Annotated in this window: 27 protein-coding genes; 14 read left to right on the plus strand and 13 right to left on the minus strand. The window is 64.1% G+C overall.

All coding sequences use genetic code 11. The features are described from left to right. The first annotated feature begins 1 nt into the window (after position 1). Both C437_RS01100 and C437_RS01105 read left to right on the plus strand, forming a co-directional pair. On the plus strand, positions 2-946 hold the full coding sequence (locus C437_RS01100) for a sugar phosphate nucleotidyltransferase (protein ID WP_004515039.1): 945 nt from the start codon (positions 2-4) through the stop codon (positions 944-946). Between the two features lie 129 nt (positions 947-1,075). Next, entirely contained in the window at positions 1,076-1,405 is a 330-nt protein-coding gene (locus C437_RS01105; protein WP_004515040.1) for a DUF7510 family protein, read from the plus strand. A gap of 8 nt (positions 1,406-1,413) precedes the next feature. Here the strand turns inward: C437_RS01105 and C437_RS01110 are convergent, their stop codons facing one another. Continuing rightward, positions 1,414-2,469 carry a glycosyltransferase family 4 protein gene (locus tag C437_RS01110; RefSeq protein ID WP_004515041.1) on the minus strand — a complete coding sequence of 352 codons (1,056 nt, stop codon included), beginning with the start codon at positions 2,467-2,469 and terminating at the stop codon, positions 1,414-1,416. A gap of 141 nt (positions 2,470-2,610) precedes the next feature. On the opposite strand from C437_RS01110, the gene malQ reads away from it, so the two are divergent. Next, positions 2,611-4,101, plus strand: a complete 1,491-nt coding sequence (gene malQ, locus C437_RS01115; protein ID WP_004515042.1) for a 4-alpha-glucanotransferase — start codon at positions 2,611-2,613, stop codon at positions 4,099-4,101. 5 nt (positions 4,102-4,106) lie between these two features. On the opposite strand, the gene C437_RS01120 is transcribed toward malQ, so the two are convergent. The 5 genes from C437_RS01120 to C437_RS01140 form a co-directional block, all read right to left on the minus strand. After that, positions 4,107-4,958, minus strand: a complete 852-nt coding sequence (locus C437_RS01120; protein ID WP_049919547.1) for a translation initiation factor eIF-2B — start codon at positions 4,956-4,958, stop codon at positions 4,107-4,109. An 87-nt stretch (positions 4,959-5,045) separates the two neighbouring features. Next, positions 5,046-6,266, minus strand: coding sequence for an FAD-dependent oxidoreductase (locus tag C437_RS01125; RefSeq protein ID WP_004515044.1), 1,221 nt, complete (start codon positions 6,264-6,266; stop codon positions 5,046-5,048). 246 nt (positions 6,267-6,512) lie between these two features. After that, entirely contained in the window at positions 6,513-7,286 is a 774-nt protein-coding gene (locus C437_RS01130; protein WP_049919562.1) for an SDR family oxidoreductase, read from the minus strand. A gap of 96 nt (positions 7,287-7,382) precedes the next feature. Next, a complete protein-coding gene (locus C437_RS01135; protein ID WP_004515046.1) occupies positions 7,383-8,060 on the minus strand; it encodes a helix-turn-helix domain-containing protein in 678 nt (225 codons plus the stop codon). A gap of 89 nt (positions 8,061-8,149) precedes the next feature. Next, positions 8,150-8,764, minus strand: a complete 615-nt coding sequence (locus C437_RS01140; RefSeq protein ID WP_004515047.1) for a hypothetical protein — start codon at positions 8,762-8,764, stop codon at positions 8,150-8,152. 286 nt (positions 8,765-9,050) lie between these two features. Here C437_RS01140 and C437_RS01145 point away from each other — a divergent pair, with 286 nt between their 5' ends. The 7 genes from C437_RS01145 to C437_RS01175 are packed head-to-tail and all read left to right on the plus strand — an operon-like array spanning position 9,051 to position 15,959. Then, positions 9,051-11,288: a type II/IV secretion system ATPase subunit gene (locus C437_RS01145; RefSeq protein ID WP_004515048.1), complete on the plus strand. Its 2,238-nt coding sequence runs from the start codon at positions 9,051-9,053 to the stop codon at positions 11,286-11,288. After that, positions 11,278-13,170 (plus strand): type II secretion system F family protein, encoded by a 1,893-nt coding sequence (locus C437_RS01150; RefSeq protein ID WP_004515049.1) that lies wholly within the window; start codon positions 11,278-11,280, stop codon positions 13,168-13,170. The genes C437_RS01145 and C437_RS01150 overlap by 11 nt, the downstream gene beginning before the upstream one ends. Further along, positions 13,167-13,892: a DUF7289 family protein gene (locus C437_RS01155; protein ID WP_004515050.1), complete on the plus strand. Its 726-nt coding sequence runs from the start codon at positions 13,167-13,169 to the stop codon at positions 13,890-13,892. Before C437_RS01150 ends, C437_RS01155 begins: the two co-directional genes overlap by 4 nt. Beyond that, complete coding sequence (locus C437_RS01160; protein ID WP_004515051.1) at positions 13,885-14,331, plus strand: DUF7266 family protein; 447 nt, start codon at positions 13,885-13,887, stop codon at positions 14,329-14,331. Before C437_RS01155 ends, C437_RS01160 begins: the two co-directional genes overlap by 8 nt. Next, positions 14,328-15,032 carry a DUF7263 family protein gene (locus C437_RS01165; protein WP_004515052.1) on the plus strand — a complete coding sequence of 235 codons (705 nt, stop codon included), beginning with the start codon at positions 14,328-14,330 and terminating at the stop codon, positions 15,030-15,032. Before C437_RS01160 ends, C437_RS01165 begins: the two co-directional genes overlap by 4 nt. Beyond that, complete coding sequence (locus C437_RS01170; RefSeq protein ID WP_004515053.1) at positions 15,025-15,429, plus strand: DUF7262 family protein; 405 nt, start codon at positions 15,025-15,027, stop codon at positions 15,427-15,429. Before C437_RS01165 ends, C437_RS01170 begins: the two co-directional genes overlap by 8 nt. Continuing rightward, positions 15,426-15,959, plus strand: coding sequence for a DUF7261 family protein (locus C437_RS01175; RefSeq protein ID WP_004515054.1), 534 nt, complete (start codon positions 15,426-15,428; stop codon positions 15,957-15,959). Before C437_RS01170 ends, C437_RS01175 begins: the two co-directional genes overlap by 4 nt. A gap of 55 nt (positions 15,960-16,014) precedes the next feature. On the opposite strand, the gene C437_RS01180 is transcribed toward C437_RS01175, so the two are convergent. After that, positions 16,015-16,527: a hypothetical protein gene (locus C437_RS01180; RefSeq protein ID WP_004515055.1), complete on the minus strand. Its 513-nt coding sequence runs from the start codon at positions 16,525-16,527 to the stop codon at positions 16,015-16,017. 150 nt (positions 16,528-16,677) lie between these two features. On the opposite strand from C437_RS01180, the gene C437_RS01185 reads away from it, so the two are divergent. The 3 genes from C437_RS01185 to C437_RS01195 all read left to right on the plus strand — a co-directional run bounded on the left by C437_RS01185 (position 16,678) and on the right by C437_RS01195 (position 19,690). Further along, positions 16,678-18,279, plus strand: a complete 1,602-nt coding sequence (locus C437_RS01185) for a cryptochrome/deoxyribodipyrimidine photo-lyase family protein (RefSeq protein ID WP_049919548.1) — start codon at positions 16,678-16,680, stop codon at positions 18,277-18,279. 69 nt (positions 18,280-18,348) lie between these two features. Beyond that, on the plus strand, positions 18,349-19,164 hold the full coding sequence (locus C437_RS01190) for a helix-turn-helix transcriptional regulator (RefSeq protein ID WP_004515057.1): 816 nt from the start codon (positions 18,349-18,351) through the stop codon (positions 19,162-19,164). 292 nt (positions 19,165-19,456) lie between these two features. Beyond that, a complete protein-coding gene (locus C437_RS01195; protein WP_004515058.1) occupies positions 19,457-19,690 on the plus strand; it encodes an HTH domain-containing protein in 234 nt (77 codons plus the stop codon). Positions 19,691-19,694: 4 nt separating this feature from the next. On the opposite strand, the gene C437_RS01200 is transcribed toward C437_RS01195, so the two are convergent. The 5 genes from C437_RS01200 to C437_RS01220 form a co-directional block, all read right to left on the minus strand. Beyond that, the gene (locus C437_RS01200; protein WP_004515059.1) at positions 19,695-20,501 is read right to left on the minus strand and encodes a phosphatase PAP2 family protein; all 807 of its coding nucleotides are present in this window, start codon (positions 20,499-20,501) and stop codon (positions 19,695-19,697) included. A 3-nt stretch (positions 20,502-20,504) separates the two neighbouring features. Beyond that, entirely contained in the window at positions 20,505-22,289 is a 1,785-nt protein-coding gene (locus C437_RS01205; RefSeq protein WP_074654863.1) for an ABC transporter substrate-binding protein, read from the minus strand. A 106-nt stretch (positions 22,290-22,395) separates the two neighbouring features. Continuing rightward, on the minus strand, positions 22,396-22,950 hold the full coding sequence (locus C437_RS01210; protein WP_004515061.1) for a hypothetical protein: 555 nt from the start codon (positions 22,948-22,950) through the stop codon (positions 22,396-22,398). Then, positions 22,947-23,714: a nucleotide-binding protein gene (locus C437_RS01215; RefSeq protein ID WP_004515062.1), complete on the minus strand. Its 768-nt coding sequence runs from the start codon at positions 23,712-23,714 to the stop codon at positions 22,947-22,949. The genes C437_RS01210 and C437_RS01215 overlap by 4 nt, the downstream gene beginning before the upstream one ends. A 61-nt stretch (positions 23,715-23,775) precedes the next feature. Continuing rightward, positions 23,776-25,254 (minus strand): cobyric acid synthase, encoded by a 1,479-nt coding sequence (locus C437_RS01220; RefSeq protein WP_004515063.1) that lies wholly within the window; start codon positions 25,252-25,254, stop codon positions 23,776-23,778. A gap of 26 nt (positions 25,255-25,280) precedes the next feature. Between C437_RS01220 and C437_RS01225 the strand changes: the two genes are divergently transcribed. Further along, a complete protein-coding gene (locus C437_RS01225) occupies positions 25,281-25,598 on the plus strand; it encodes a hypothetical protein (RefSeq protein WP_004515064.1) in 318 nt (105 codons plus the stop codon). Positions 25,599-25,619: 21 nt separating this feature from the next. Here the strand turns inward: C437_RS01225 and C437_RS01230 are convergent, their stop codons facing one another. Continuing rightward, entirely contained in the window at positions 25,620-26,270 is a 651-nt protein-coding gene (locus C437_RS01230) for a cob(I)yrinic acid a,c-diamide adenosyltransferase (protein ID WP_004515065.1), read from the minus strand. Positions 26,271-26,338: the final 68 nt, after the last annotated feature.

Consider the following 26,338-nt stretch of genomic DNA (forward strand, 5'->3'; position numbering starts at 1 on the left):
TATGGACGCGATAGTTCTAGCTGGCGGCTACGCGACGCGGCTGTGGCCAATTACGCGGCGTCGACCGAAGATGTTGCTCCCGGTCGGTGAAACGACTGTCATTGACGGTGTCCTGCAGTCACTGGAAGCCGACGACCGGGTCGACACGACCTACCTGAGCACGAACGAGGCCTTCGCCGACGAGTTCGAGGCCCACATCGACGAGATGGGCTACGAGAAGGTCCAGCTCTCCGTCGAGAGCACGGAAGACGAAGACGAGAAGTTCGGCGTCGTCGGCGCGCTCGCGCAACTGATCGAGCGCGAGGGCATCGACGACGACCTGTTTATCATCGGTGGGGACAATCTCATCGGCTTCGACCCCTCGGAGTTCCTCGACTTCTTCGAGGAGCGCGACGGCCCGGCGCTCGCAGCCTACGACGTTGGCTCACGGGAGAAAGCCAAGTCCTACGGACTTGTCGAACTCGACGGCGAACGTGTCGTCGACTTCCAGGAGAAGCCCGACCATCCCAACAGTACGCTCGTTTCTATCGCCTGCTACGCCTTCCCGGCCGACTCGCTTCGCTTCGAGGAGTACCTCTCGGGCGACAACAACCCCGACGAACCGGGCTGGTACATCGACTGGCTGCAACAGCAGGAACCGGTGTCCGCCTTTACCTTCGACGACGTCTGGTTCGACATCGGGACGCCCGAGTCGTATTTCGAAACCGTCGAGTGGAAACTCGACGGCGGGTCGCTCATCCACCCCGACGCGACCGTCGAGAACTCCGAGATCGGGAACACTGTCCACGTGATGGCCGGAGCGGAAGTGACCGACAGCAGCCTCGACCGGACCATCGTCTTCCCGGACGCTGAGGTCAACGACTGCGACCTCGACGAAACGATTCTGGGCGAGGACGTGGCCGTCGAGGGGTACAACATGTCGGGGTCGCTCATCATCAACCGCTGATGGCTCGCGGCGATGGAGCCAGCGTTCGAGTGCAAGATGTGATACGATTCGCCACCAGCCACGAGACCGCTGGCGAAGGACTAAGTGACAGAGCGTCGTTGACTCGCTGTAGGCAAGCTATCTGACAACATGGCACAATCAGAAACGGAGCAAATATCGTTCGAGATGACAATCGACGAGGGCCGGACCAGGATTGACGTCTCGGGCGACCGCGATACGGCCGTCGTCGTGCGTTCGGCGTCGGGCGAGAAGATATATCTGCCGCCGGAGGATTTCGACCGCCCGCCGGAGGACAGACAGACACCGTACGACAGTCCCTATCAGTCGGCCGACGGGACCGCCGACAGCCCGTATCGGACGCAAACGGACACGACGTCCGTAACAGGGCTAGAGCCGACCGCCGACGGCTACCTTATCGTTCATCCGGAACCGGTCACGGACGTTCGCTTCCTCCGGTAAGTGGGCGGTCAGGCTTCGTCCAGAACCTCGTGGTAGAATTCGACGTGTTCGTCAGCGACTTCGCCCCAGGTTCGAACGTCGTACTCGATAGGCGTCGACAGCGATAGCGCGTGTTCGATCCCCTCGGCGATGGAGTCCGAATCGGGCTCGACCTCGATGACGCAGTCCTCGTTGAGCAGTTCCGCGGCTCCGCTCTCACAGGCGACGACGCGCGTCCCGACCGACAGCGCTTCGACGATTGTGATACCGAAGGGCTCCGCCAGCGACGGCGAGACGAACAGGTCCGCGCTGTTGTAGTAATCCCCGAGTTCCGACTGTGGGAGATACCCCGGAAAGTAGACCCGGTCCTCGACGCCCAGTAGCTCCGCGAACCGTTCGAGCTGTTCAGTGAGATGCCCTGAGCCGCCGAGTACGAGGCTCACGTCGTCCCGACCAAGCTTCGAGAGCGCGTACAGCAGGTACGACAGGCCCTTCTGGTCGGTGTGTCGGCCGACGAAAAACAGCATCTTTCCGTCGATACCCAGTTCCGATTTGATGTCCCGGCCCGTCGGCTCCACCGACGAGAACCCGTTGTAGATGACCGTCGAGTCGGCATCGTACTGCTCGCGGATCCGTCGCTGCGTGAACTTGCTCACCGCGACGATGTGGTCTGAGCGGTTGGCGACCCGCTGTTCGGTTTCGACTTCCCGCTGTGGCGGGTTCACGTTCCGGTCCGCCGACAGCGAGTGGAACGTCGAGATCCATTCGACATCGTGGGCCGATTTGGCCCGCGAACCGGGATTGTAACCGAACCAGTCGTTCGTATGGATGATGTCCGCGTCGGCCGCTTCGTCGGCGAACTCCCCAGCTAATCGGCCGATACGGGTGATGATGTCGCCACTGCCCGTCGAGACGCCGTGAATGCCATCACGGTCCGGCGGCGCGTACTCAGCGGGCAACACCAGCTCGAACTCGACGTCGTCTCTCGGTTCGAGCTGTTCGAACAGCTCCCCGATAGCGGTATCAAGCCCGCCGGTGATGTTGGGTGGGAACCCCCAGCCAAGCATCAGAACGTTCGGTGGCATCTCTGTTACTGGCTCACTCATCGTAGCATCAAATGGATACAATATATATGTTTGCGTGCGCCCCTCTCTGGCCCCACAGGCAGCCACGACAGCAACCAACAACCCCGCCCATTGAAATGCCTGTCAGGGCAACAGGTGCGTATGCAATTCGAACGGCAGAGTGGCGTATTTCTCCACCTGACGTCGCTCCCGGGGCCACATGGCATCGGTGACCTCGGGTCCGGCGCACGGGCGTTCGTCGATTTCCTGGACCGGGCGGATCAGTCGCTGTGGCAGTTCTGTCCGCTCGGTCCCACGGCGAGTATCCATGGGAACTCCCCATATCAGTCGTCGTCTGCCTTCGCCGGAAACCCACTGCTCATCGACCTCCGCGATCTCGTCGACCGCGGCTATCTCACCACGGACGAGGTCGAACCGCCGGGCGCCCTCTCACAACAGCACGTCAACTACGACCGCGTGACCGAGTTCAACACGGGTCGGCTCCGGGACGCGTACGCCACCTTCGACGAGAGCGCAAGCGACGCGGACCAGCAGTCATTTACCGAGTTCTGTGAGCGCGAGGCCGGCTGGCTCGACGACTACGCGCTGTTTACGGCGCTGAAAGCCGAGTTCGACGATGCCGGCTGGATGGACTGGCCGGACGATATCAGAACGCGCGAGTCGGCGGCCATGGAGCGATACCGGGACGAACTGGCCGACGATATCCGCTACCATAAGTTCGTCCAGTGGTGTTTCGATAGCCAGTGGCAGGCACTGGCCGAGTACGCGGCCGAGCGGGATATCGGTCTCGTGGGTGACCTACCCATCTACGTCGGCCTCGACTCGGCAGACGTCTGGGCGTACCCCGAGGTGTTCCGACTCGACGACGACCACCACCCCGCGGAGGTGGCCGGCGTTCCGCCCAATCCCGGCGACGACGGCCAGCGGTGGGGCAACCCGGTGTACGACTGGGAGACGCTACGAGAGAACGATTACGGCTGGTGGGTCGACCGATTCGAGCGGCTGTTCGACCTCGTCGACATCGCCCGCATCGACCACTTCAAGGGCTTCGACGAGTTCTGGTCGATTCCGGCCGAGGCCGAGGACCCGGCCGCCGGACAGTGGCGCGACGGCCCCGGCGCGCACTTCTTCGAGACGGTCGAAGGCCGGCTCGGCGACCTGCCGTTTTTCGTCGAGGACCTGGGCTTTCTCGACGAGAGCATCGTCGCGCTGCGGGACCGGTTCGGCTTCCCCGGCATGCGCGTGCCGCAGTACGCCGACTGGTGCGAGGAGGGGCATATGTACCAGCCGATGCACTACCCCGAGTCGGCCGTCGGCTACACCTCGACGCACGACACGGACACCATCGTCGGCTACTACCGCGACCTCGCGGACCGGCAACGGGACTGCCTCCACTACAACCTCGGCACCGACGGGGACGAAATCAACTGGGACCTCATCGAGGCGGTGTGGAACTCGAACGCGGTCGTCGCGATGACGACCATGCAGGACCTGCTCGGCCTCGATAGTGACGCCCGGTTCAACGTCCCCGGCACGGCGACCGGAAACTGGGAGTGGCGAGCGACCGAAGCGGCGCTGGACGACGAGGTCGCCGAACGGCTCCGCCAGGTCACCGATAGAACGATCCGCTGAGGGCTTCAGAACTGCAGGATGCCGTCTTCCGTGACGACCGTATCGAGTAGCCGGGTCGGCGTCGCGTCGTAGCCCGGGTTCCCGATGTCGAACCCCTCTGGCGGTTCGAGCATCACGTCGGCCCCTTGCCGGAACGTGTTTCGAAACGTGAAGCCGCTGCCGATGAACTTCGACGAGGTCCCGACGACGGTCACTGGCACGTCCATCTCGTTGGCCGTCGCGGCCAGTGGCAACGTCCCGATACGGTTGTACACCACGTCGTCGATGAGGCAGTTCATGCCGACGAAGACGCGGTCGGCCTCCGAGAGGTAGTGGCCCGCCGCGCCATCGACGATAAGTGTCACGTCGGCCCCGTCTCGGTCGGCCAGCTGGCGGGCGGTTCGACGGCCCAGGAAATGTGGCCGGGACTCTCTTGCGTACAGGTGGAACTCCTTGCCGTCGTCCAGCGCCCTCATGAGCGTCGCCATCACCGTCGAGGAGTTCTCGTGTGTCACCAGCACGTCGCCGTCGTCGATGAGCGTCGTCGCCCGCTCGGCCGCGCGGTCTTTGCTGGTCTCGATCTCCGTGACAACCTCGTCGATTGTGTCGAGCAGTCGCTCTTTGGCCGCCGAGACGGAGTCGAGGTCGGCGTCTTTCAGGTCCGTGACGATACGCTGCTGTGTCGTGTACAGCGGTGCGTGCGAGCGGTTCGCTCGCTGGAGTGCGCTGCTGTTGCGTTCGACGACCCGCAGGAAGTCCTCGACCGTGTGGCACTCGCGATCTGTCAGTTCCCGAAGCGCCTTCGCGGCTTTCACGGCGGCAATCGAGGAACTCTGTGTCTCCATCTCCTCGATCTGGCGCACGGTCTCGTTTATCATGAGAGCATGTGCGGCTGCCATCCTTATAACGGTACAGTCAGCTGATAGCCCTTTCCCGCGGGTTGCATCAGGCTACGATGTGGCCGGCTACGCGGACTCGACCACGTCTTGGTCGGTCGGCCCCTGACCGTCGAACTCGGCCACGAGCGCGTCCAGTTGCTCCGGGTCGTCGACGCTCGGGAGCCTTCGCTCCGCGGTCCGGCAGTCGGCGTCGACGCCGAGGCTGTCACAGACGAGGTCGGCTGTCGCCTCGGCCATCTGCCGGTAGGTGGTCAGCTTGCCGCCGACGATGCTCGCCATGTTGTCGACCCCGTCGTTGGCGTGGTCAAGCAGGAAGAAGCCCCGCGAGATGCCGCGGCCGCGCTCCGCCTCGTCTGGCGCGTACAGCGGCCGGACGCCCCACCAGGTCCGAACTTCTGGGGCGTCCGCGACCGGGGGTAGCATCGCCGCACACTCCGCGATGCTCTCCTCGATTTCCCACTGCTCTGTCTCGTACTCGTCCGGGTCCCGGACGGGCACGCTCGTCGTCCCGAGAACGACCTCGCGCCCGTGTGGCACGACGATGTCGCCGTCGTCGGGGTCCCGACACCGATTGAGCACTGGCCCGAGGCCGTCGTACTCGACAGAGACCATCACGCCCCGCGTCGGTTGCATCTCGACGTCGAGGCCGGCCATCGCGGCGAGCTCGCCCGCCCAGGCACCGGTCGCATTGATGACGTGGCCGGCCTCGATAGTGTCCCCGACTGACCCGCCGACCTGCACGCCAGCCACCTGTCCGTCCTCGACGAGCACGCCCTCGACGGGCGCATGTGGGTGAATGTCGGCCCCGTGGTCACGGGCGTCGGCGGCGTTTGCGGCGACGAGCCGCGACGGGTAGATGACGGCGTCGGGAACTTCGAACGCGCGCTCCGTGTCAGCGGCGAGTTCGGGTACTCGTTCGCGCGCCTCGTCGGCGTCCAGCGTCTCGACGGGGATGCCGACTTCCTCACAGGCAGCCCGCTTGGTCTCGAAGTAGTCGGGGTCGTCCTCGGCGAGCTGGACGAACAGCCCGCCGGTGTCGCGGATACAGGCCCCGGCGATGTCCTTGAGAATCCGGTTTTCGGTGATGCACTCCTCGGCACCGACCCTATCCGCCTCGGCGTAGCGGGCCCCGCTGTGTAACAGCCCGTGCGAGCGCCCGGAGGTGCCGCTTGTCAGCCCGTTCCGCTCGACAAGCGTCACGTCGACGCCACGGAGTGCGAGGTCACGAGCGACGCCAGCGCCGGTCGCGCCACCACCGACGACGAGGACATCCGTCTCAATTGCCATGTATCTGGTTAGGGCGGCCGACGTAAGGCTCCTCCGACGCCGGGCGTTTTGGCGACTGTGCGTCCAATTTCACTGTCGGGAAACTGACCGTGGCCGACGAGCGCGAACCCAGCAAATCCTGCCGTATCGAAGGGGTGGGAGGTGGTTCCAGTAGCTATTGTTGTCGGTGCTGTAACCGCGTAAAACAGTAGCAACTTCCGCCCTGTCTCACTGCACTCCTCCCCTCGGAACGAACGGGATTCTCGATCAGATATCCTGCCCGGTCGGTCTGATCAGGAGTTCGTTTACGTCCACGCGGGCGGGCTGGCTCGTCGCGTACACGATGCCACGAGCGATATCGTCTGGGTGGAGCATCGGGAGGTCCATCTCCGCGAACCGCTCAAGCACCTGCTCGTCCGGAACGTGTGTCGCGAGCTCCGTATCGACGGCACCCGGTTCGATAACTGTCGTCCGGATGCCCTGTGTCGTCACTTCCTGCCGGACCGCTTCAGTGAACGCGTTCACCCCGAACTTTGTCGCGTTGTAGCCGCTCGAATCGGCCGAGGCTCGGCGTCCCGCGACGGAGGAGACGTTGACGATGTGGCCGCTCTCCTGTTCTTGCATGACCGGAAGCACCGCATGAGTGAGGTTCATCAGCCCGAGCAGGTTCACCTCGACCATCTGCCGGAGGTTCGAGCGATCTGCCCGTTCCAGCGGTTCGAGGAGCATGACGCCGGCGTTGTTGACGAGGATATCGATACGACCGTACTCGTCGGTCGTCGCGTCGACCAGCGAGTCGATGTCGTCTTCGTCGGTCACGTCGGTCGGCACAACCAGCGCATCCCCGCCGGCCGATTCGATGCGGTCCGCAAGCGCTTCCAGTTCGTCAGCGCGGCGGGCTGCGAGTACAACACTCGCTCCCGCGTCGGCGAGGGCCTCGGCGGTCGCCTCACCGATTCCCGATGACGCGCCGGTGACAATCGCAACGTCGCCTGCAAGTCGCTGTGCGTCGTGGTCGTCTGCCGCAGATTCGTCTGACATCATCGTTCCGTAGACGCGACAGCCACGAGCCTGCTTCGCTTACTGATAAGCCCATTTATACGGTGGCAGAGACGATGCGGTCGAACAGGGTGGCGGCTACTGCGCGAGTGCGTTCCGGAACTGGTCCGGGCCGACCGTCGAACTGATGAGCTGTTTTTCGGCTCGACGCAGGAGGTCGGACGCCGCGGCGGCCGACACATCGAGCTTCTCGGCGAGCTCCGCCGTCGAACACCGACGCGGTGAGTCGTAGTATCCCGACGAGAGAGCGACAGACATCGCCCGATACTGCCTATCCGTGAGCCCGAACTGGTCGCGCTCGCCGGGGTTCTCGGGGTCCGAAGCGATGTTCAGTAGTTCGAGTGGGATGTCGTTGACCGCACACCGGTCCTGCAGCGCGCTGAAAGCGTCGTAATCCGAGAACACCTTCTGCTCCCGTATCCCGTCGCCGGTGACCGTCGCGTCCATCGCAACCCCCTCGAACTCTTCCGGGTCGTGTGACGCGATGAGACTCGACGCGTTGTTGACGACGACCTTGTAGAACCAGCCGTCAGCCGTCTGTCCGATCTCCGCTGCATCAGTGATCTGTGACCGTGCGTCCAACTCTCGTTCAAAGGCATCACGGGAGTCACTGTCGACGCTAACTGTAAGCAGTAGCTTTCCGTCTTCGAGACCGACGGCGTTCGAAATCGAGAGCTCGCCGCTCGGAATCGAGTCCGCCACGCCGACCAGCGGCAGCGTCTCGTCCGCGAGGAGGATTTCAGCAACGATGGCCATGGCGTGTCATCGGATTCGACGTATATAGTCGCCAGCATCGCGCTTAGGGGAGCCACACCCTGACAGCACCGCGCCGGACTCGCTGCTACTCAGTCAGCACCGGTCCCTGTCTCCCCGCCCAGCAATCGTTGCAGCTGTTCGATCAGGGAGCGGCCTGCGGGCTGCCCACGATACACCCGCACGGAATCAAAGCCGGCGTAGCCGTGGGCCCCGGATTCGTCCCGCTCCCAGTACAGCCATCCTGTCTCCTCCCCACCATCGAGCCCCATCTCATCGACTGGGAACGTGAGAACGAGCGACGCCTTGCCGTCTTCAGCACCGTCGTCTGGGTCCCTTATTTCGCCATCATCGACAGGCCGAGCGCCCTCGCCGTTTTCGAGTGCGAGACGCGAACCGAACCGATAGCGGACGGCCCGCTCAGTGGGGTCGAAGGTCTCGCTGTCCCCGTCGCTGTTGACGAACGCTGACTGCTCGACTGCGACGGTGACAGTGTCGTGTTCCGAGAGGTCGATGAAGTTCTTCGCGTTCTCGGGCTGGATGTCGATTGCAATCTCGACCGGGAAATGAGCCGCCGCAACGCCGCTCAGGCTTGGCACCGCTGCTGCGGTCGCCGCTGCACCGAGTGAGCCTTTGAGGAGTCGTCGCCGTGTCGTGGTCGTCACCGCTGTGCCAGCATCCATTGTCGCCGACTGCGTTTCTTTCATCCAGTTGAACTGATGCGTAGGCGCAGACATGGTAATTCTGGTGCATATGCCGAAAATCTGAGTTCTGGGGGACGACAAGCGGATAAAAGTATGTTGACCCCGTTTCTTAGCGGTTCCTCGACAGTATCTGAAAGCTATTGTACTGGGATACCCTCACGTTGTTAAGCTGACTCTATGGCATGGATGTCTATCCCCACTTTCTGTCTCTCGCCTCAGTTATATTTTGGGTAAATTTCGCAAAAACAAGTCTACAACTTTAAGTACTACGGTCGGTTTAAAACCGCGTATGACCGCACAGGCCGCCACGGAGACCGCACCGGTGGTCCCCGCACCAACGCCACCGGACGCCGCCGACGCCTGGTACGCCCCGGACGTTCGTGAGCAAGACGAGGTGTATCCGGGCGTCGTCGTAACCGTCCGACAGGAACGAAGCGAATTCCGGTACGATGTTCGTGATCCGGTACTTTCAGCATCAGAAGCCGACGCCCTGTCGACTGTCGAAGCACACTTCGCAGGTGCGAACATCGAGCGACCGCGGACACGCGAGGGTGCCGTCGAACGAATGAACGGGGGGTTCGACGCGAAACACCGCCGGGTCATCGACCGACTGATCGATGCGTCGCCAGCGAGCCGTCGCCGGATAGAGTACCATGCGCTCTCCTCACTGGCGTGTTTCGACGACCTCACCCCGTACGCGCTTGACTCCCGCATCGACGTTGCCGACGTGACCGACGACGGCGTGGTCGTCCACACCGACGACTACGCCCCGGCCGAGACCGACCTCGGACCGGAGCCGGCGTTTCTCAATCGCTTTGCGAGCGAGCGCGTCGAGCGCCACACCGTCCGGTTTCAGGGGTTCGAGATACCGGTCATTGTCTACCGCGAGCATCTCCTCGGTGCGGACCCGTTCACGACAAAGTATGCGGTCCGAGAGCCGGATCTGCTGCCCGGCGACGAGCAACTCATCGAGGTGTGCAAGGAGCGCGTCTGGGAGACCGGCGTCGACGGCGTCGTTCAGGACCGCGTCGAGTTTGTTCGGGAGCGTGCCCGCTCGCTCCTGGCCCGCCAGCTAACCGTCCGCAATACGACCGAGTGGGTCGACGCCGCCCGCTATCGGCTCCGGTCGGCGCTGGCCGAACTCGACCTCGCCGTGCCGCCGGTCGACCACCGCTTCGCCGACGACCGCCTCGACGACCTGCTGTACTACGTGCTCCGGGACCTGGTCGGCTACGGCAAGCTCACTGTTCCAATCCGGGACCACACGCTGGAGGACATCGAGGCGAACCGGGTCGACGAACGCGTGAAGGTCCTCCCGCGTGCCGACCTCGGTCACGACGGCCGTGTACCGACCAATCTCGCCTTCGATTCGGAGGCCGCATTCGTCAATGTCGTCACGCAGTTGGCTGCCGACGACGGCGTCGAACTCAACGCGTCGAACCCGAGTGCGAAAGTCAACATCGACCCAGACGGGGACGGTCTCCACGACGCCGACGACACTATCCGCTGTGCTGTTGCTCTGCCGACTATCAGCGAAGGCGGTCCTCACATCTCTATTCGGAAACAGTCGGGCGATGCGATGACACCGGTGGACCTAGTCCAGCGGGATTCACTGCCGACGGAACTGGTCGCCCTGCTGTGGCTCCTGTACGAGTCTCACGGCGTCGTCCTCTTCTCGGGACCAACCGGAGCCGGCAAAACGACCCTTATGAATGCACATATGCCCTTTGTTCCGTATCGGGACCGCCCCATCAGTATCGACGAAGGGTCACGCGAAGTCCGAATTCCCCACGAGACGGGTGTTTCGCTCACAACCCGGGACCACGAGCGGGACCACCGTCGCGTGACGATGGCCGATCTGATGACACAGTGCAATTATCTGAACCCAGATGTCGAGGTCATTGCGGAGATCAACACAGCCGCATCGTTCGAAACCTTCGCTGAAACGCTCAACACAGGTCACGGCGTTATCGGGACGACCCACGCCGATGACATCGAATCGCTGGTCAACCGCGTTATCGAGAAGGGCGTACCGACCTACCTGCTCAAAGAGATCGACCTCGTCGTGTTCCCCCGACACGTCGATGGGGAGCGCTACGTCGGCGACGTAGTCGAGTTCGTCGACGACCCGTCTGTCGCCGAAGGTGGGAACGGCCGGAGCGGGACGATACACAAGGATGGGACGACTATTCACTGGAACTCCGTCTGCTGGCGGCGGCCCGACGGAAGCTTCGAATTCGCCTACGACCACCCGCAGTTCGGCGACGACCAGCGGCAAGTCGACACTGGTATTTTCGACCGACTCTCGGACCTCCGTGATGAACCAGTCCCGGCCGTCGAGGACGCGTTCCACCGTCGCCACCGGTACGTCCAGTACCTCGTTCAGGAGGGACTGACTGATTTCGACGACCTGTTTGGCGTGCTGGCCGACCTGGAGACGAACGAGGCAGCGACCGTCGAGCGACTGCGACGACAGGCCGGTACCCCCGACAACCCGCAACTGGAGGTCGGGACGGGTGACGACTGAGGGCAGCGGCACGCTCGGCTTGCTCGACCGGGGCCTGTATGCTCTATTCGCCCATCACGCCGAGGACGACCACCACGCAAGCACGCGCGACCGCTACCGAGCCGCCTATCCAAGCGCCGGCTTCGGCGTCTACATCGCCAGGGTGTACGGACTCTCGTGGGTAGCGCTCTGTGTCGGTGTTGTCGGCACTGCCACGATAGCGATGCTCGTGCCGCCGCGGACCTTCGACTCGTTCGTCGCGGTGCTCCAACAGAGTCTTCCAGTGGTTAACAGACTGACACTACCAGAAGTCCCTCGGCTTCTCGTGGCCACTGTCCTCGGAACGGTCGCTGGACTCACGCTCAAACAGAGCGTGTTCGTCGCCGGCAACCGATACCTCTCGTGGGTCGCAAACGCGCGGCGCGCGGACATCGCAGCCACGCTCCCCGGCGCAGTCCGATACCTCAGAGTGCTCGCCTCCGGCACCCACGACCGGCGCGAGATGCTACGCGCCGTTGCCGAACAGGACGCCTACGGTGAGACGGCAGTCGCCTTCCGGCGCGCGCTTAATCAGGGCATTCTCACCGGCAGTCTCGACACTGGTATCGAACGAGTCGCCAGCGAAACACCTTCACGAGACCTGCTTGCACCGTTTCTGCTCAAGTTCCGCGAACACGCAAATCAGAGCGCAGAGGCGCTGGAGGGATATCTGGAGATGGAAGGACGCCTGCTCTCACACGAGCAGAGCCGACAACACGAGCGCGCGACCGGCTATCTCGAACTGCTCGCGGAGTTGTTCGTCGTGTTGCTGGTGTTGCCTGCCCTCGTGGTGCTCATCGTCACCGTCATGGGAATCCTCGCTCCCGGTCTCTCCGAGCCTGTTGCGACGCCACTGGGCGAGACAACTGTCCGCGCCATCGTCGTCTATGGGAGTGCGGCGTTCGTGATGGCCACCGGCCTGCTGGCTGCGTTTGTCGTCGCCACACTCCGGCCACGGAACACAGCCGCTCCGAGTTACAGCCTGCCGGATGGCCCCGTCGCACTACTTACAGCTATCCCTTCGAATCCAGCAAGCGCGCTCGTTGCCTGCGTCCCAGTGGGTGCTGTCGTCGCGGCGGGCCTCTGGTCACTGGGATACCGTCCGGTCAACGTCGCGCTCCTGTCCTACGCGACCGTCGGCGTCCCCGTCGGTGTGGTAACGGTCCGCCGGGCCAGAGCAGACGACGCGAAAGACCGAGAGATTCAGGACTTCGTTCACGCTGTCGCTGGCCACGTTGCGCTGGGCCGCCCGTTTCCCGAAGCGGTTCAACGCGTCGCCGACGACGTGGAACTCGGTGCGCTTGCCAGCGATGTCCAGTCGCTCGCGTTTACGCTCTCACTTGGTGACAGTCCCGGCGACGCCGCGGCTGATAGACGGGCCGCGGCGCTGGACCAGTTTGTCGACCGCGTCGGCACACCGATGGCTGAACAGACTATCGGACTCGTCGTCGGGGCACTGGATACGGGGAGTGATGCCGAAGATGTGTTCGAAACATTACAGACCGAGATTGGCCAACTTTACCATCTTCGGAAATCTATCCGCTCAGCGCTGCTCGTCTACGTCGCGGTCGGCTGGACGACGGCGCTGCTTGTTATCGGCATTACGGTCGCCGTTAACGTCTACGTCCTCGACAGCTTCGCGCAGCTATCGTCGGTTTCGGGTGGCGCGAACATCGCTTTCGACCCGACTGCAATCAAGCCCGCCCGGGAGCAATACCGGTTTTACGTCGTCACACAGGCGACGATGCTGGCCTGTGGCTGGTTCGCTGGCACGGCGAGTCGCGGCGTCTACGAGGCGCTGTTGCACTCCTCCGGACTGGTACTCATCGCTTACGTTGTCTTTGCGGGGGCTGGTCTGATTTGATTGGCGACACCGACGCGCAGTCACACGTCGTCGGCGTGGTGTTGCTGCTGGGACTGACTGTCGTCGCGCTCGGCGGACTGACAGCTGTCGTCGGAACTGTCGTCGATGGGCACACTGCAACCGCTGACGAGGCCCGCGTCGCCAACACGTTCGAGACGGCGTTCCGGCCGGTCGAGCAGACAGGCCATCAGACTGTTCGCGTCCGGTTTACCGAGGGGCGGCTGACCACAGCAGAGCGAGAGCTCCGGGTCCTCAACGAGTCTGGCGTCCAGCGGACGGTCTCCATCGATGCGATAGTGTACGACTCCGGCGACAACCGCGTTCGGTTTCTCGGCGGGAGCGTCGTCCGCGGGACAGCGGGCAACGCCTGGCTCGAAACGGACCCGCCAGTGACGGCGACCCGGGACGACACGGCAGTCATCGTCGGTGCGCCGCTCGTCAACGCCAGTGGCGGAACGGTATCCGGGACAGGCGGCGTCTCTGCAGGCATTCGACAGAACGTCAGCCACGAACGCGAGCGGCTCCCGGCCGCCAACTACAGCGTGGCTATCGAGACGGAGACGCCCCGTCCGCTCACCGAGTACTTCCAGCGGGTCGGTGCAACCACGCGAGTCAGGGACATCGATGGCGACGGCGTCCAGAGCGTCGTGGCGACGTTCCCGGGCCGACGAACGCTATATCTGGTCCGTCACGACATGCGGACGGAGGTAAGACATGGATAACCGCGCGCTCAGTACCGTCGTCGAGAAACTACTGAGCATGGGGCTGGTACTGCTGTACATCGGATTAGTGACGACGACCTTGTACGGCGGCACCGTCCCGGCGTATCAGTCTGCCGTTGGAGCGGAACTCGGTGACCGAACGCTCGCCGAAGCGACGGCCCGCGTCGAACAGGCCGTCCCGCCCGACGCCCGGGTCGTCTCGGCGACCGTTCGGGTGTCGCTGCCGGAGACTATCGACGGGGCGGGATACAGCATCCGGACTGACGGGGATGCTCTCGTCCTCGACCACCCCAGCCCCGAAATCGGCGGTCGAACACAGCCGCTGTTGCCCGACAGAGTCGATACCTTCGAAGGCGAGTGGCAGAGTGGCAGTCCGACTGTCGTCGCTGTCTCCGGAACACAGGGGAGCGTGACAGTGACACTGGAGGCGGAGCGATGACCCTGTCCAACCATCGCTCTGACGACACCGTGCGCGCCCAGACATCGCTACCAGCGCTGGGCGTCGCACTCGTGTTGCTGACCGTTGTCACCGGTCTGGGGGTCGCGATGGCTGACACCGCGATTGCCGGCGCTGACCGGAGTCCCGACGAGCGACGGGTCGCCGCCGCGATTGCAGACCGACTCGTCGCGGCGGACGGACCGCTGGCCGCCCGGAGCAACGTGTTCAACCAATCCAATGTGGACGGCTTCGACCAGACGGCGCTGGAGCGGAGCGCACCGTCGGCCAGTGAGCATGCGGTCAGCGTCGAGTTGGCTGACGAGGAGATAGCACGCAGCGGCACGGTTCACAGCGGGACGCGAATCAGTCGCCTCGTTGTGGTCGAGTCTCGGGAGTCACGAACACTCACGCCTGCCCTGACAACGACCGACGCGGTGACGCTCCCCCGCCGGAGCGCGCAAGCCACGGTCACTATCGATCCACCAGCCGGTACGACCGTCTGGACGGTCCGCGCTAACGACCGGGTTGTCCTTCACAATCGGAGTGGATTGAGTGGCAGCCACACGGTCTCGCTAGTGCCCTACGAGACGACAGAGCTACGATTCCAGCGCGCTGGGCGACTCGAATCCGGGAACGTGACCATCAGCTATGACGCCCCGCGGTCGACGAAAGAAACCCTGGTGGTGACCGTCGATGCGTAGAGCACAGTTGCCGCTGTCGCTCGTGGAGGTCGCCCTCGGGACAGTGCTGATTCTCGGCGTCGCGCTCGGGTTTGCTCTGGGGACGCCAGCGCCCGACAGGCAGGGACCACAGCTCGATGCGTACGCTTCGGACACGGCGGCACTTCTGGCCAACGACCCGCCGCGACACGACGGTGCAACGCGACTGCAGGAAGTCGTCGCGAGCCCGGCAGCCTTCGACCGCGAACAAGACGCGCTTTCGAACCGGGTCGCTCGCATCCTCCCCGACAACGTCCTGTTCCGGGTGGAAACACCGTACGGGGCAGTCGGAACACCGACGCCACAGGGCGTTAGCACCGGAACCGCAACTGTCCCGACGGGACACGGCAGTGTCAGGATTATCGTGTGGTACGCATGACTCGGCGCGGCCAACTCGTCCTCGTTGCGGCCACGGTCGTGGCTGTTGCACTTGTCCCAATCCTCTTTGCGTCCCTGCAACTGGGCTATCACGACGATGTTCGGGCGACAGCCGACTACCACGATGACCCTTCAGTTGACGCGCTTCGGGTCCTCGAACGTGCCGTCGCAACCGAGAGCGCGTCGATTCCGAGCCAGTACGCCTGGGCCGAGAACGATTCGGCAGTGGCAACCGTTCGCACTGGGCTGGGGCCTCGGCTTGACCGCCTCCAAACATCCCGAATTGAGGACGGTGTCCATTACAATATAACCTACAATGAGACTGCAGCACAGCAGTGGGAGGACGCGAACTGTCCGTCAGGACCAGCCCGCCAGTTCGGGGACTGCGCCACCGACCGTGGCGTCGTTGTTCAGAACCGTGTGGACCGAACGCACGTGCTTGCCGTCGGTTTCGATGTGACCACGACGACCGAACGCGGTGCAACCACTGTCACCGTGGTTCTGGAACCCAGCGGTCGGTCGTCGCGGTAAGCGGACCAAATCAAAAACTGGCCCTTGCACCACAAATCAGCAGACGGCGTGTGCGTTACTCCGTTGTGCCCGGCGTCTCGGTTCGGGCCTGGGACCTGATTTGTTCGAACGTAGCTTGCGGAAAGAGGCCGGTGACACTGTCGAGAGAAAGCGTGTCGATAAGGCCGGCTGGCGGGCCGGTGACCAGCAGTGCACCGGCTTCGGAGACGGAGTCGTCGATGGTGAGACCGAGATCGGATGTCGCACGCTCGTTAAAGGAGCTGATTGCCTCTTCGATCAGGCTCTCCTGTGCGGTGCGGTATTCCGACTGTGCCTCGCTTTGGGTGAGGTTTCCGCTCTGGAGTTCGGACTGGATCTCCTGTTGTCGTTCCTGTAACTGCGCCTGGTCCGGTTCGACGCCGACCGTCACCGTCGCGGGCTCCGCGTCCGCGGTCTGGCTTTGGGGTCCTGTTCCCGATTCCGTGCCGTCGCTGTTACCGCTCTGGAGGGCGTTACAGCCGGCCAGCGATACTGTCGCGGTCGTTCCGGCGAGTTGCATGAAGCGGCGGCGCGTGGACTCGAATTCCATTATCGGCTAGCACGGGTCCCGCGGGGTAACCTTTCTGGTAGCGAAATGGGCCCACTGTGCCGGTCACTGAGACCACTACCTCGAACTACCTGGTTTCAGGAGCCGAAAGACAGTGGTGTCTGCGGTCCAACGATGATTCGATTGGTGCATATGCCGGGACTGGGGTCGGACGACACGCTCATACCACAGGGAGACGCAATTCCGACGCTTGCCGACGACGAGGCCGGCACAGTCGTCTGGCATCGCGAACACCTGCGGATTCGCGACCAGGCCGCGGTAGCGAGGGCTGCGTCGTCCGAGTATATGCTTCCGCTGTTCGTGTTCGACCCGGCGTTCTACGGCGCGGAGGGCCTGGCCTGTGACAGCCGCGTCCGGTTCCTGCATGACTGCCTGACCGACCTCTCGGACCAGTACCACACAGCGACCGGTCGTGGGCTCACCTACGCCCACGGGGACCCCGTGGACGTGCTGGGGCGGTTCCGCGAGGCAGGCTGGGACATCGTGACGATGGCCGTTCCCACAGGGCGCTACGGCCGGCAGCGGGACCGCCGTGTGCGGGACCAGTGTGACGTGACATTCATCGACGGCGACGGACTGGTGCGGGACCGAGTAGAAACTCGCGAGGGGTGGCAGGACGACGTGTCGGCGTGGTTCGCTGCCGACCAGTACGACTGGGACCCAGGCACGGTCAGCTCACGGAGCTTCGACACAGGCGTTGACATCGGCACTATCGAGGACCACTACGATATCACGCCGTCGAAATCCGCTGTCCCTCGCGGCGGGACCGGTCCTGCGCACGAGCGGCTGTCGGCGTTCGCCGAGCGGCTCGACGACTATCCCGGTAACATCTCCGCGCCGACAGACGCCCGAGATGGGACCAGCGGGCTCTCGCCGTATCTCGCCTTCGGCTGTCTCTCCGTGCGGCAGGTCATCCAGTACATCAATGAGTACGCACCCGACGGTCGCGGAAAAGAGATGTTCATCTCGCGGCTGTTCTGGAACAAACACTACGAGCAGAAACTCGAAGACTGGGCTGGCTGGCTCGATACGGCAGTTAATCCGGTGTTCGAGGGATTCAACGCGGAACAGTACGACCCTGACCTGGTGGCCGCTTGGAAGCACGGCCGGACCGGGTTTCCGATGGTCGATGCGTCGATGCGCTGTCTCAAAGAGATGGGCTGGCTCAACTTCCGGATGCGGGCGATGTGTGCCTCGGTGTACTACCACCTCCTCCAGCAGCCCTGGCGAATCGGCGCGGATTGGTTCTACCACCACCTCATCGACGCTTCGGCAGCGATCAACTACACCCAGTGGCAGTCACAGTGTGGACTGATCGGCAAGCCGGCCCTTCGGCTGTATAATCCCCGTAAGCAGGTCCGCGATCAGGACCCGGACGGCGAGTTCATCCGCCGATGGGTGCCCGAACTCGAAGCGCTTCCCGACGAGTACCTCGACCGTCCCGAAGGGACGCCGGTTCACGTACAGGCGTCCTGTGGTGTCGACATCGGCGAGGACTATCCGCGGCCGGTCGTCGACTACGACGTGGCCCGGCAGGCCTTCCGCCGGCGTTACGAGGCGGTTCGTGCCGATGCGGCCGACGCTCTGAGCGATTCGACTATCGCGCGCCGGGCCTCTTTCTCCGGTGGCCGCGAAGCCGCTGCACGTATCGCTGCAGAACATGGGACGGATGCGTCGACCGGCGCGGAAGACGGTGGGACCCAGACAAGCCTCGGTTCGTTCAGTGACGAATAGGCGTACAGACATGTCCAGTGTTGCCAAACGCCAAAGAGGCTAAGATGGTTGCCCACGCAGACATGGCCAATGGCCGACGGTCCGGGCGACATTGTTTTCGAGGATTGCAAGTACCTTACCGGGTCACCACAGCGGTTCGCGGTGCTGGCCCAGCTCCGGGAGCGTCCGGCACGGCCAACCGAGCTGTGTGATTCGGTAGATGCGACCCGAACCACGATCCAGCGGATTCTCGCAGGGTTCTCCGAGCGCCAGTGGGTCGTCAAGCGGGACGGTGAGTACCGACTCACGGTGACTGGACAGCGGGTGTTCGACCGGTACAGGGCGCTCGTCAGCGAGGTCGAGCAAGCCCGGGCAGCCGGTCCGCTGGCTGCCCACCTCGGGCCCATCGCGGCAGACCTGCCTGCGGACCTGCTTGACCCTGACTGTCTCACGACGAGTTCCGAGCAGAATCCGCTGGCAGCGGTCAATCGGTTCACCGACTGGATACACGAAGCCGAGGGAGACGTTCGAGCTATCTCACCGATCGTAACGTCGGTGTTCAACGACGCCGCAGTGAAACTCCTCGAAACAGGGACGCACATCGAGTTCATCATCGACCACAGCGTGCTCGAACGGTCCGCGTCCGATTTCTCGGATGCACTGGAGCGAGGCCTCGAACACGAGAACATCGACACGTACGTCCACGACACCACGCTCGATATCGGCCTCGCGCTGGACCGCTCGCGAGTCTGTCTGGCAGCCTACGACGACCGGAACAACCTCCGGGCGATAGCGGAATCCGACGCCACAGCGGCGTATCGCTGGGCCGAGACGGTGTTCGATCGACATACAGAGCGGTCAGAACCGCTTGCAGCAGTCCTGCCTGTACAGGAAAACAATCCGTGACGGGCCGGTGTGAGGGCCGAAGGGAGTACTGGTCAGCGCTCCAGCACTCGCTGGAGGGCGGGATAGCGTATCCCCGGACAGTGGTATAGCCGGTAGGGGCCTATACTTATTCGCTGTAACTGTTTCGGACGACAACACATGTTACAGGGGTTGTAACATCCGAGAAAGATCATTCCGTTTTACCACGGGGTGAGAGGTCATCTGGCGACAACAGTAGCTAGCGTTTCTATACTGTCACCGAGGCTGAAATAATCGCCGACAGTATAAGTATGTGGCAATCGTTGACAGAAGTATGTCTCCGCCTGGACGAGAGATCCAGTACACCGAATCGGACGTTATCGAGGTGTTCAAACACCGGAACGATTACGCGGAGCCACTCACGGCGTCGGAGGTAGCAGACAGACTCGGTTGTTCGCGCCGGACAGCACTGAACAAACTCCACGACCTCGAATCAGAGACGGATATCACGAGCAAGAAAGTCGGGGGACGGTCGCGGGTGTGGTGGATTCCAGTCCGGGCAGACTGAGCCGTCACGGCGGGTCGCCTTCGGAGTGAAACCGGGGGCGTGTCGCGACGTACACACTGATGGCTCCGAGCAAGACTCCAAAGACGACGTCGGTCGCCCAGTGGATACCAAGCACCATCGTCGAGAGGATGACACTGCCGGCCAGGAACGTCGCGACCGGGAGCCAGCGGGGATATTCCGCCCGGAGGCGGTAAGCCATGAGCGCGACTGTCACCGACAGCGACGTGTGCAACGACGGGAAGACGTTCGTATTGGCGTTGACCTGCGCCGTTACCAGCTGGAAGCGCGGTATCGTATCGAACAGGAGCGGTTCGACCATGTCCGGGGCGAAGTTTCGCGGGCCGTACGCGACGAACAGTATGTAACAGAGCAAGCCGATGCCGTAGTTGACCGCGTAGGCAAAGGCGGTTTCCCTGAGATAGCGCGTCGTCCCCAGCAGTAGCGTCAGCACCAGCGGAAACACCAGCAGGAACACGTAGCCGTATATGTACACGAACCCCAGATACAGCGTGAGCCACGCCGGTGCGAGCGACTGGAGCGAGGCGACAAACGCTCCCTCGACCGCGTAGATCGTTTTTGTGATATTACTCCCGATGAGCCAGGACAGTCCGACGCCGACATCACGGACGACACTGTTGACCGCCAGTACAGCCACCAGCAAAAGGAGTGGACGGGCATTCTGCCGAAGCCGTGTCCGTAGCACGGGTAGTTCCGCCCGAATGCGGTCCGGGCCGACGACTGTGACGGCACCGACAGTGAGCAACAGCGAGACGACGACGGCGACTTCGGAGAAGACGGAGACGACGTTCATACGCTACGATTGGAGAAGCGTCCCCGAGTCGTACCGATAGCCGGCCTCCCGGAATGCCGACCGGACCTGCCCCGTGTCGAGTTCGCCGTTGGACCCGAGGAACGGGGTAACTGTGCCACCTGGCACCCACTGCACTGTCTCCGGCACCAGCCCCGTCCCCGACAGCGGGCTGACGGCCGGCGTCGCGTAGCCGTCGAAGACGGTGTCGACGAGATGCTGGCGGTCGACGAGATGCGACAGGAGGTTGCGGAACCGGGAGTTCGACAGCGGCGCGGACCGGACGTTGAACCCGAGGAAGTAAAACGAGCCACTCTGGTCCAGCAACAGCGTGAGGTCGTCGGCCCGCCCGATACTCCGAACGAGGTCCGAGCCGACGCCGACGGCGGTCGCATCGGCATCGCCGCTCTCGACGAGTTCGACGGCAGTGGCATCCGAGCCGACAAACCCGATCTCGACGGCGTCAAACGGCGGGTCGAGCGTGCTCGCTGCGACGCTGTCTGCGGGGTCCATTGCCGTACTGAAGTGGTCATCGAACACCGTCAGCCGTAGCGACTCGCGGTCGCTCGCGGTGTCGAACTGCAGCGGGCCGCTCCCGACAGGTGGGATGGCATCAGTCACGAGCGCTTCCGTCGTCGCGGCTCCGATACCGACCCCGCCGATGTCGGCCTCGTTCGCCCGCTCGCGCCAGACGTGCTCGGCCAACAGCGGCACGGTGAGCGCCCGCTCAGCGACGGCACGACTGCAGTCCGGACAGGCGAGTTCGACCGTCCGCTCGTCGACGACAGTGGCCTCGGTCACCACCGAGGCACGGCCCCGATAGCGCGTCGGCGGCACCGCCTGCTCGAAGGCTCCGAGCGACGTGTCGGCCAACATCCGATAGGTGAACGCCACGTCAGCCGCGGTCAGCGCCTCGCCGTCGTGCCACTGGAGGTCGTCACGCAGTGTGACCCGCAGCACCGCCCCGCCGCGGCCGGTCGTATCCCACTCCCAATCGACTCCTGCCAAAGGGACTACTCCCCTGTGATACTGGCGGGCGAGCGAGTCGTACACGAGGCTCGTAATCCGGCCACGTCGGCGGAACGGGGCCATCAGCGGATTGAGGTTCCGCGTCACGCGGCTGTCCGTCGTCACGAGCCTGAGCGTCGTCGCCGCCGGGTCGACCCGGCCGAGAGTCAGCAGTCGGAGCGGTGACTCCCCGAACGCGCCGGTCCACCCGCTGAAGCGTGTCGTGTTCGCCGCGCGGATGCTGTCCGGCGTGCCGATGACGAGAAACGGGCAGACGTTCGCCAGTTGCTCCTGCAGCGACGCCAGCGTCTCGGCTCGGCGATCGCCGGACTGGCGGCGCTGTGCCGTCAGTAGCTCGTCGACTTCGAGGTCGGCGAATCCGAAGGGGTTCTGCCAGCCGCGCTCGGCGGCGAACGACGAGTGGACCAGCGAGTACAGCGAGTCTGCCGTGGTCTGCCGGTAGGGGTAGCGGCCCACGAAGGCGTCGAACTCGTGGCTGAGGAGGGTCTGGCGGTACAGTTCCGCCGCCGTCACCGGCTGGACGGTGGTGTCGACGCCGGCGGTGTCGAACCACGACTCCAGTTCACGCGCGATACGCATCGCGCCCGGATCTTCGTCCGCTGGCCGCGTTTTGATGGAAAGCGAGACGGCGGAGGCTTCCTTGTTGCCCGCAAGCGTCCGCATCCGCTGCATACAGCCGCTCGTCGCTGCCAGTCCAGCAGCCGCGCTCCCCAGCACCGCTCGTCTGGAGAGGGTCCGTGGTGACTGGCTGCCTCCGTACATATGTTTAGGGGTCAACACGTCCTCCTATATAACACTCTGTACTTCGACAGCTCTCGGGTGCCGCTGTCACGGGATAGAACCACATACAAGCGGGGCCGTCCAGCCCTCAGAACTCCCACTGCTGTGCGCGTTCGTGGGCTTCCGAGCGCGCCTGCTGTTTGATGGCCTCGATCTTCTCCGCGTCGTCGAGGAACGCTTCGACGGCGCTCTGTTCAGTAGCCCCACCCTCGGCGCTGCTTTCGTCGCTGTCCGTTGTCCTTAGCCGTTCGTCGGAGGCTGCCCGTCTGGTGCTGTCGGCCAGCGCCGGGTCGCCGCCCAGCCGTTCGGCGGGCATCCCGGGTGGGACTCGGAGGTCGGCCGCCTCGTGGGCCGATTCGAGGTTGGCGGCGTCGAGTGCGTATATCGAGACGTGGTATGGCCCGGGGATAGCGAGGTCGGCAAGCGCTGGCGGGCCACCGCGGTCCGTCCCGGTGTGGTAGACCAGTACGGGGACACCGTCGGTAAACGTGATGAGGCCCCGGCCCTCGCCGTCAAGCAAGAGCGTCTCCTGGGACTCGAAGACGGCGTAGCCGGTCAGCTCGCGGTCGAGCACGTCGGCGAGTGTGTCCCGCGGGTCCGTGACGACGCGGGACTTGTCGAGTCGGCCGCGAGGCACCTTCATAGTGACTCGGGGATGACAGCGCTCCGGAATCGGTCGGCGGCATCGTCGGCTGCCCCGTTCTGGACTGTGAGTGCCTCGGCGGCCGCTCGATAGGCCGTTGCTGCCTCGCATTCGGGGGCGTGAGCAAGGAGCGGTCGGCCGGCACGCCGTGCCTCGCGGGCTCGCTCGCTCTCGGGAACCGACGCGAGCGTCGGCCCGTCGAAGTACCGCTCGGTCTTCTCCGAGACCCTCTCGATAGACTCGGACGCACGAACCTTGTTGAACAGGAGCCCCGCCACGTCCGTGTCGTAGGTCGTCGCGTACTCCTGGACCTTTAGCCCATCCGAGATAGCGGGAATCGTCGGCTGGAGGACGACCACGATGCGGTCTGCCAGCACGATTGGAAGGACGGCGGTCCGGCTGTCAAGTGCCGGCGGCGAATCGAGGAGGATGATATCCGTCTCTTCTGCAAGTGTCGCAACCACGTCTCGAAGCCGGTCCGGATTGGCGTCCCTGAAGCCGTCGAGGCTCGTTCCACAGGGAACGACCGTCAGTCCGAACCGGTCGTAGGTGGCTGCTTCGACTGGCGCGTCGTCGGCCAGCACGTCATGCAGCGTCGTCTCGGCGTCGGAGAGCCCGGCGTGAAAGAGGAGGTTCGCCATGCCGGTGTCGGCGTCGACGACTGTCACGTCGTAGCGGTCGGCCAGCGCCATCCCGAGGGCGACGGTGCTCGTCGTCTTGCCAGTCCCGCCCTTCCCACTGGCGACCGCGAACACTTCGACCATTAGGAGAATATTGCGACCTGACTGTATATAAATTTCCGGAATTTATTGAAGTATCAAACGGTCACTGGTCGGGTAGCCCAAGCGGGCTGAGGTCGACGTGCTCGGCGACGAAGCCGGCCGCTCGGTCGTACGGGTCGCCACCCTCTCGCCCCTCTTCCGCTGGCGGGTCGATTCCGGCTGCCTCGAAGGTATTTCGTACGAAGGCATCTCTAGCAGTGTCGTTAACGAAGAGGTCATGCAGGTAGGTTCCAAGAACGGTGTCGGTCGCCGCTCCGTCGCCGTCGAACGGGCGGGCTGCCGTATCCGTCAGCGTCGAGTCCCCCATATGGATTTCGTAGCCCCCGACGGTCCCGCTCGCGCCGGAGAGCGGTCCGACGCCGTCAAGAGTCCGTTCGACGTGTTCGACCGTCTTCGATTCGCTGAACGCCGTCGTCACCGGGAGCAGACCCAGCCCCTCGATGTGGTCTGCGTCGCCGGTCCCCTCGATGTCGGCGTTCGTGATTTCCTCGCCGAGCATCTGGTAGCCACCACAGAGACCGACGACGGGGCCGTCGAACGACTGGAGGCGGTCCCTGAACCCGGCATCGGTCAGTGCCAGCAAGTCGTCGACGGTGTTCTTGCTCCCCGGCAGGACCACCGCATCGGCGTCGTCAAGTGCGGCCTCGGGCGGGACGTACGCCACCCTGACGCCGTGTTCACGGGCGAGCGGCTGGAGGTCGGTGAAATTCGAGATGCGCGGGAGCCGGGGGACCGCGACGGTGACGCTCTCGTCGTCGGGCGCGCTGTCGTCAGCGCCGACGACGGACCGCTCGCCGACCGGCGGCAGCGCGACGCTGTCCTCCTCGGGGAGGCCCGGGTCGTCGTAGGGAAGCACGCCGAGGACGGGGACGCCGGTCCGGTCCTCGAACGCCTCGATGCCGGGGGCAAGCAGCGAGCGGTCGCCGCGGAACTTCGTGATGACCGCGCCGGCCACCTGCTCCCGGATGTCGTCGGGGACGAGTTCGAGCGTTCCGACGAGCGACGCGAACACGCCGCCACGCTCGATATCGGCGACGAGCAGGATGTCGGCGTCGGCAAAGCGGGCCGTCTCGACGTTCGCCAGGTCGCGGTCGTGGAGATTGATTTCGGCGATGGAGCCGGCTCCCTCGGCGATAATCACGTCGTGTGCCTGTGAGAGTCGGTCGTGGGCTACGCGGGCCGCATCAAGTGCGTCCGCCCAGTGTTCGTCGTAGTACCCGCGGGCCTCGAAATGCCCGACAGCCTCGCCGTCCAGTACGAGCTGTGACTCGCCGTCACCCCGCGGTTTCAACAGCACTGGATTGTGGTCGGTCGACGGCGTGACACCGGCCGCACGGGCTTGAACGTACTGCGAGACGCCGACTTCGCCGCCCGGCGTCGCCCGGGCGTTGTTGCTCATGTTCTGGGCCTTGAACGGCGCGACCGAAACATCACGGTCGGCCAGATAGCGGCAGAGCCCGGCCGCGACGGTCGACTTGCCGACGTGGCTCGCGGTGCCCGCGACGAGCAGGGTTTCGGCCATTACGACGGTCTGGGACCGCTGGCATCATGAGTGATTCGACGGGGTTCTTTGGGCTGGCCCGCCGAGGTCGGTTCGTGACCGACGAACGATTGCAGGCCCTCCACGAACACCTCGTAGAAACCGGAAATCGTCCGGTCGAACGCACGGCCAGCCGCTGGCTCGGGGAGGCCGAGGCCGTCGCCGCTGACATCGCTACGGGGAAACTCTCTGAGGACGTGTTAGCCGAGCGACTGGCGATCGTCGACCACATTCTCTCGAACGTCGACGGCACCGACGATGCCGTCGCCGACGACCACGCCGAGGCGGCCCGTGAAATCGTTGATGACCTGCTGGACGAACTGTAACTCCGTTCGAGGATACCGGACTCAGAACTCCGTCCCTTTCCGCGCGCCCTGCCCAGCATCGATTGGGTGCTTCTCCTTGCTGACTTCGGTAATGAGGTCCGCGTGATCGTTCAGGAACTCCGGTCGCTCGTGGCCGCCCGTGAGGACGAGTTCGAGGTTATCAGGCTTGGATTCGATGAGTCCAAGCACGTCTGCAGGGTCGACGAGGCCGCGGTTCGCAGCGTAGAGAACTTCGTCGAGGACGAGCATGTTGACCCCATCTTCTGGCGGGCCGTCGGCATCCTGTGGCGTCGAGAGGTCAGCGTCGGCGCTGGCCTGAATTATCTCTCGTGCGCGGTCGAGCGCCCCCTTCGCGCGGGCCTCGTGTTCGTCGTCCTCGCTCCCGTCGAGGAACCCGTGCCAGCCGTAGTGGCCCGCGTTTTCGTAGGAAAAGCCCGGCAGTGCGGCGATGGCGTTGTACTCGCCGCGCACGTCCTCGACGGTGCTGGTCCCGCCTTTCATGAACTGCAGGAGGTGGACGCGGTAGCCGTGGCCGACGGCGCGGGTTGCCATTCCCAGCGCCGCCGTCGTCTTCCCTTTCCCGTCGCCCCACCAGACCTGCACCAGCCCGAACTCCTCGGGCGCGCTCGGCTCGATGGGTTCGGCGGTCGGGCCGGCCGTGTTATCGGTCATGCCAGTCTGTTCGACCGGATTCTGTTTAGCCGTTTGGTCTCCGAGACTGTCCCGCGATAGCCGCTCGT

This window comes from Haloarcula vallismortis ATCC 29715 (genome assembly GCF_000337775.1).
GTDB classification, from domain to species: Archaea; Halobacteriota; Halobacteria; order Halobacteriales; family Haloarculaceae; genus Haloarcula; species Haloarcula vallismortis.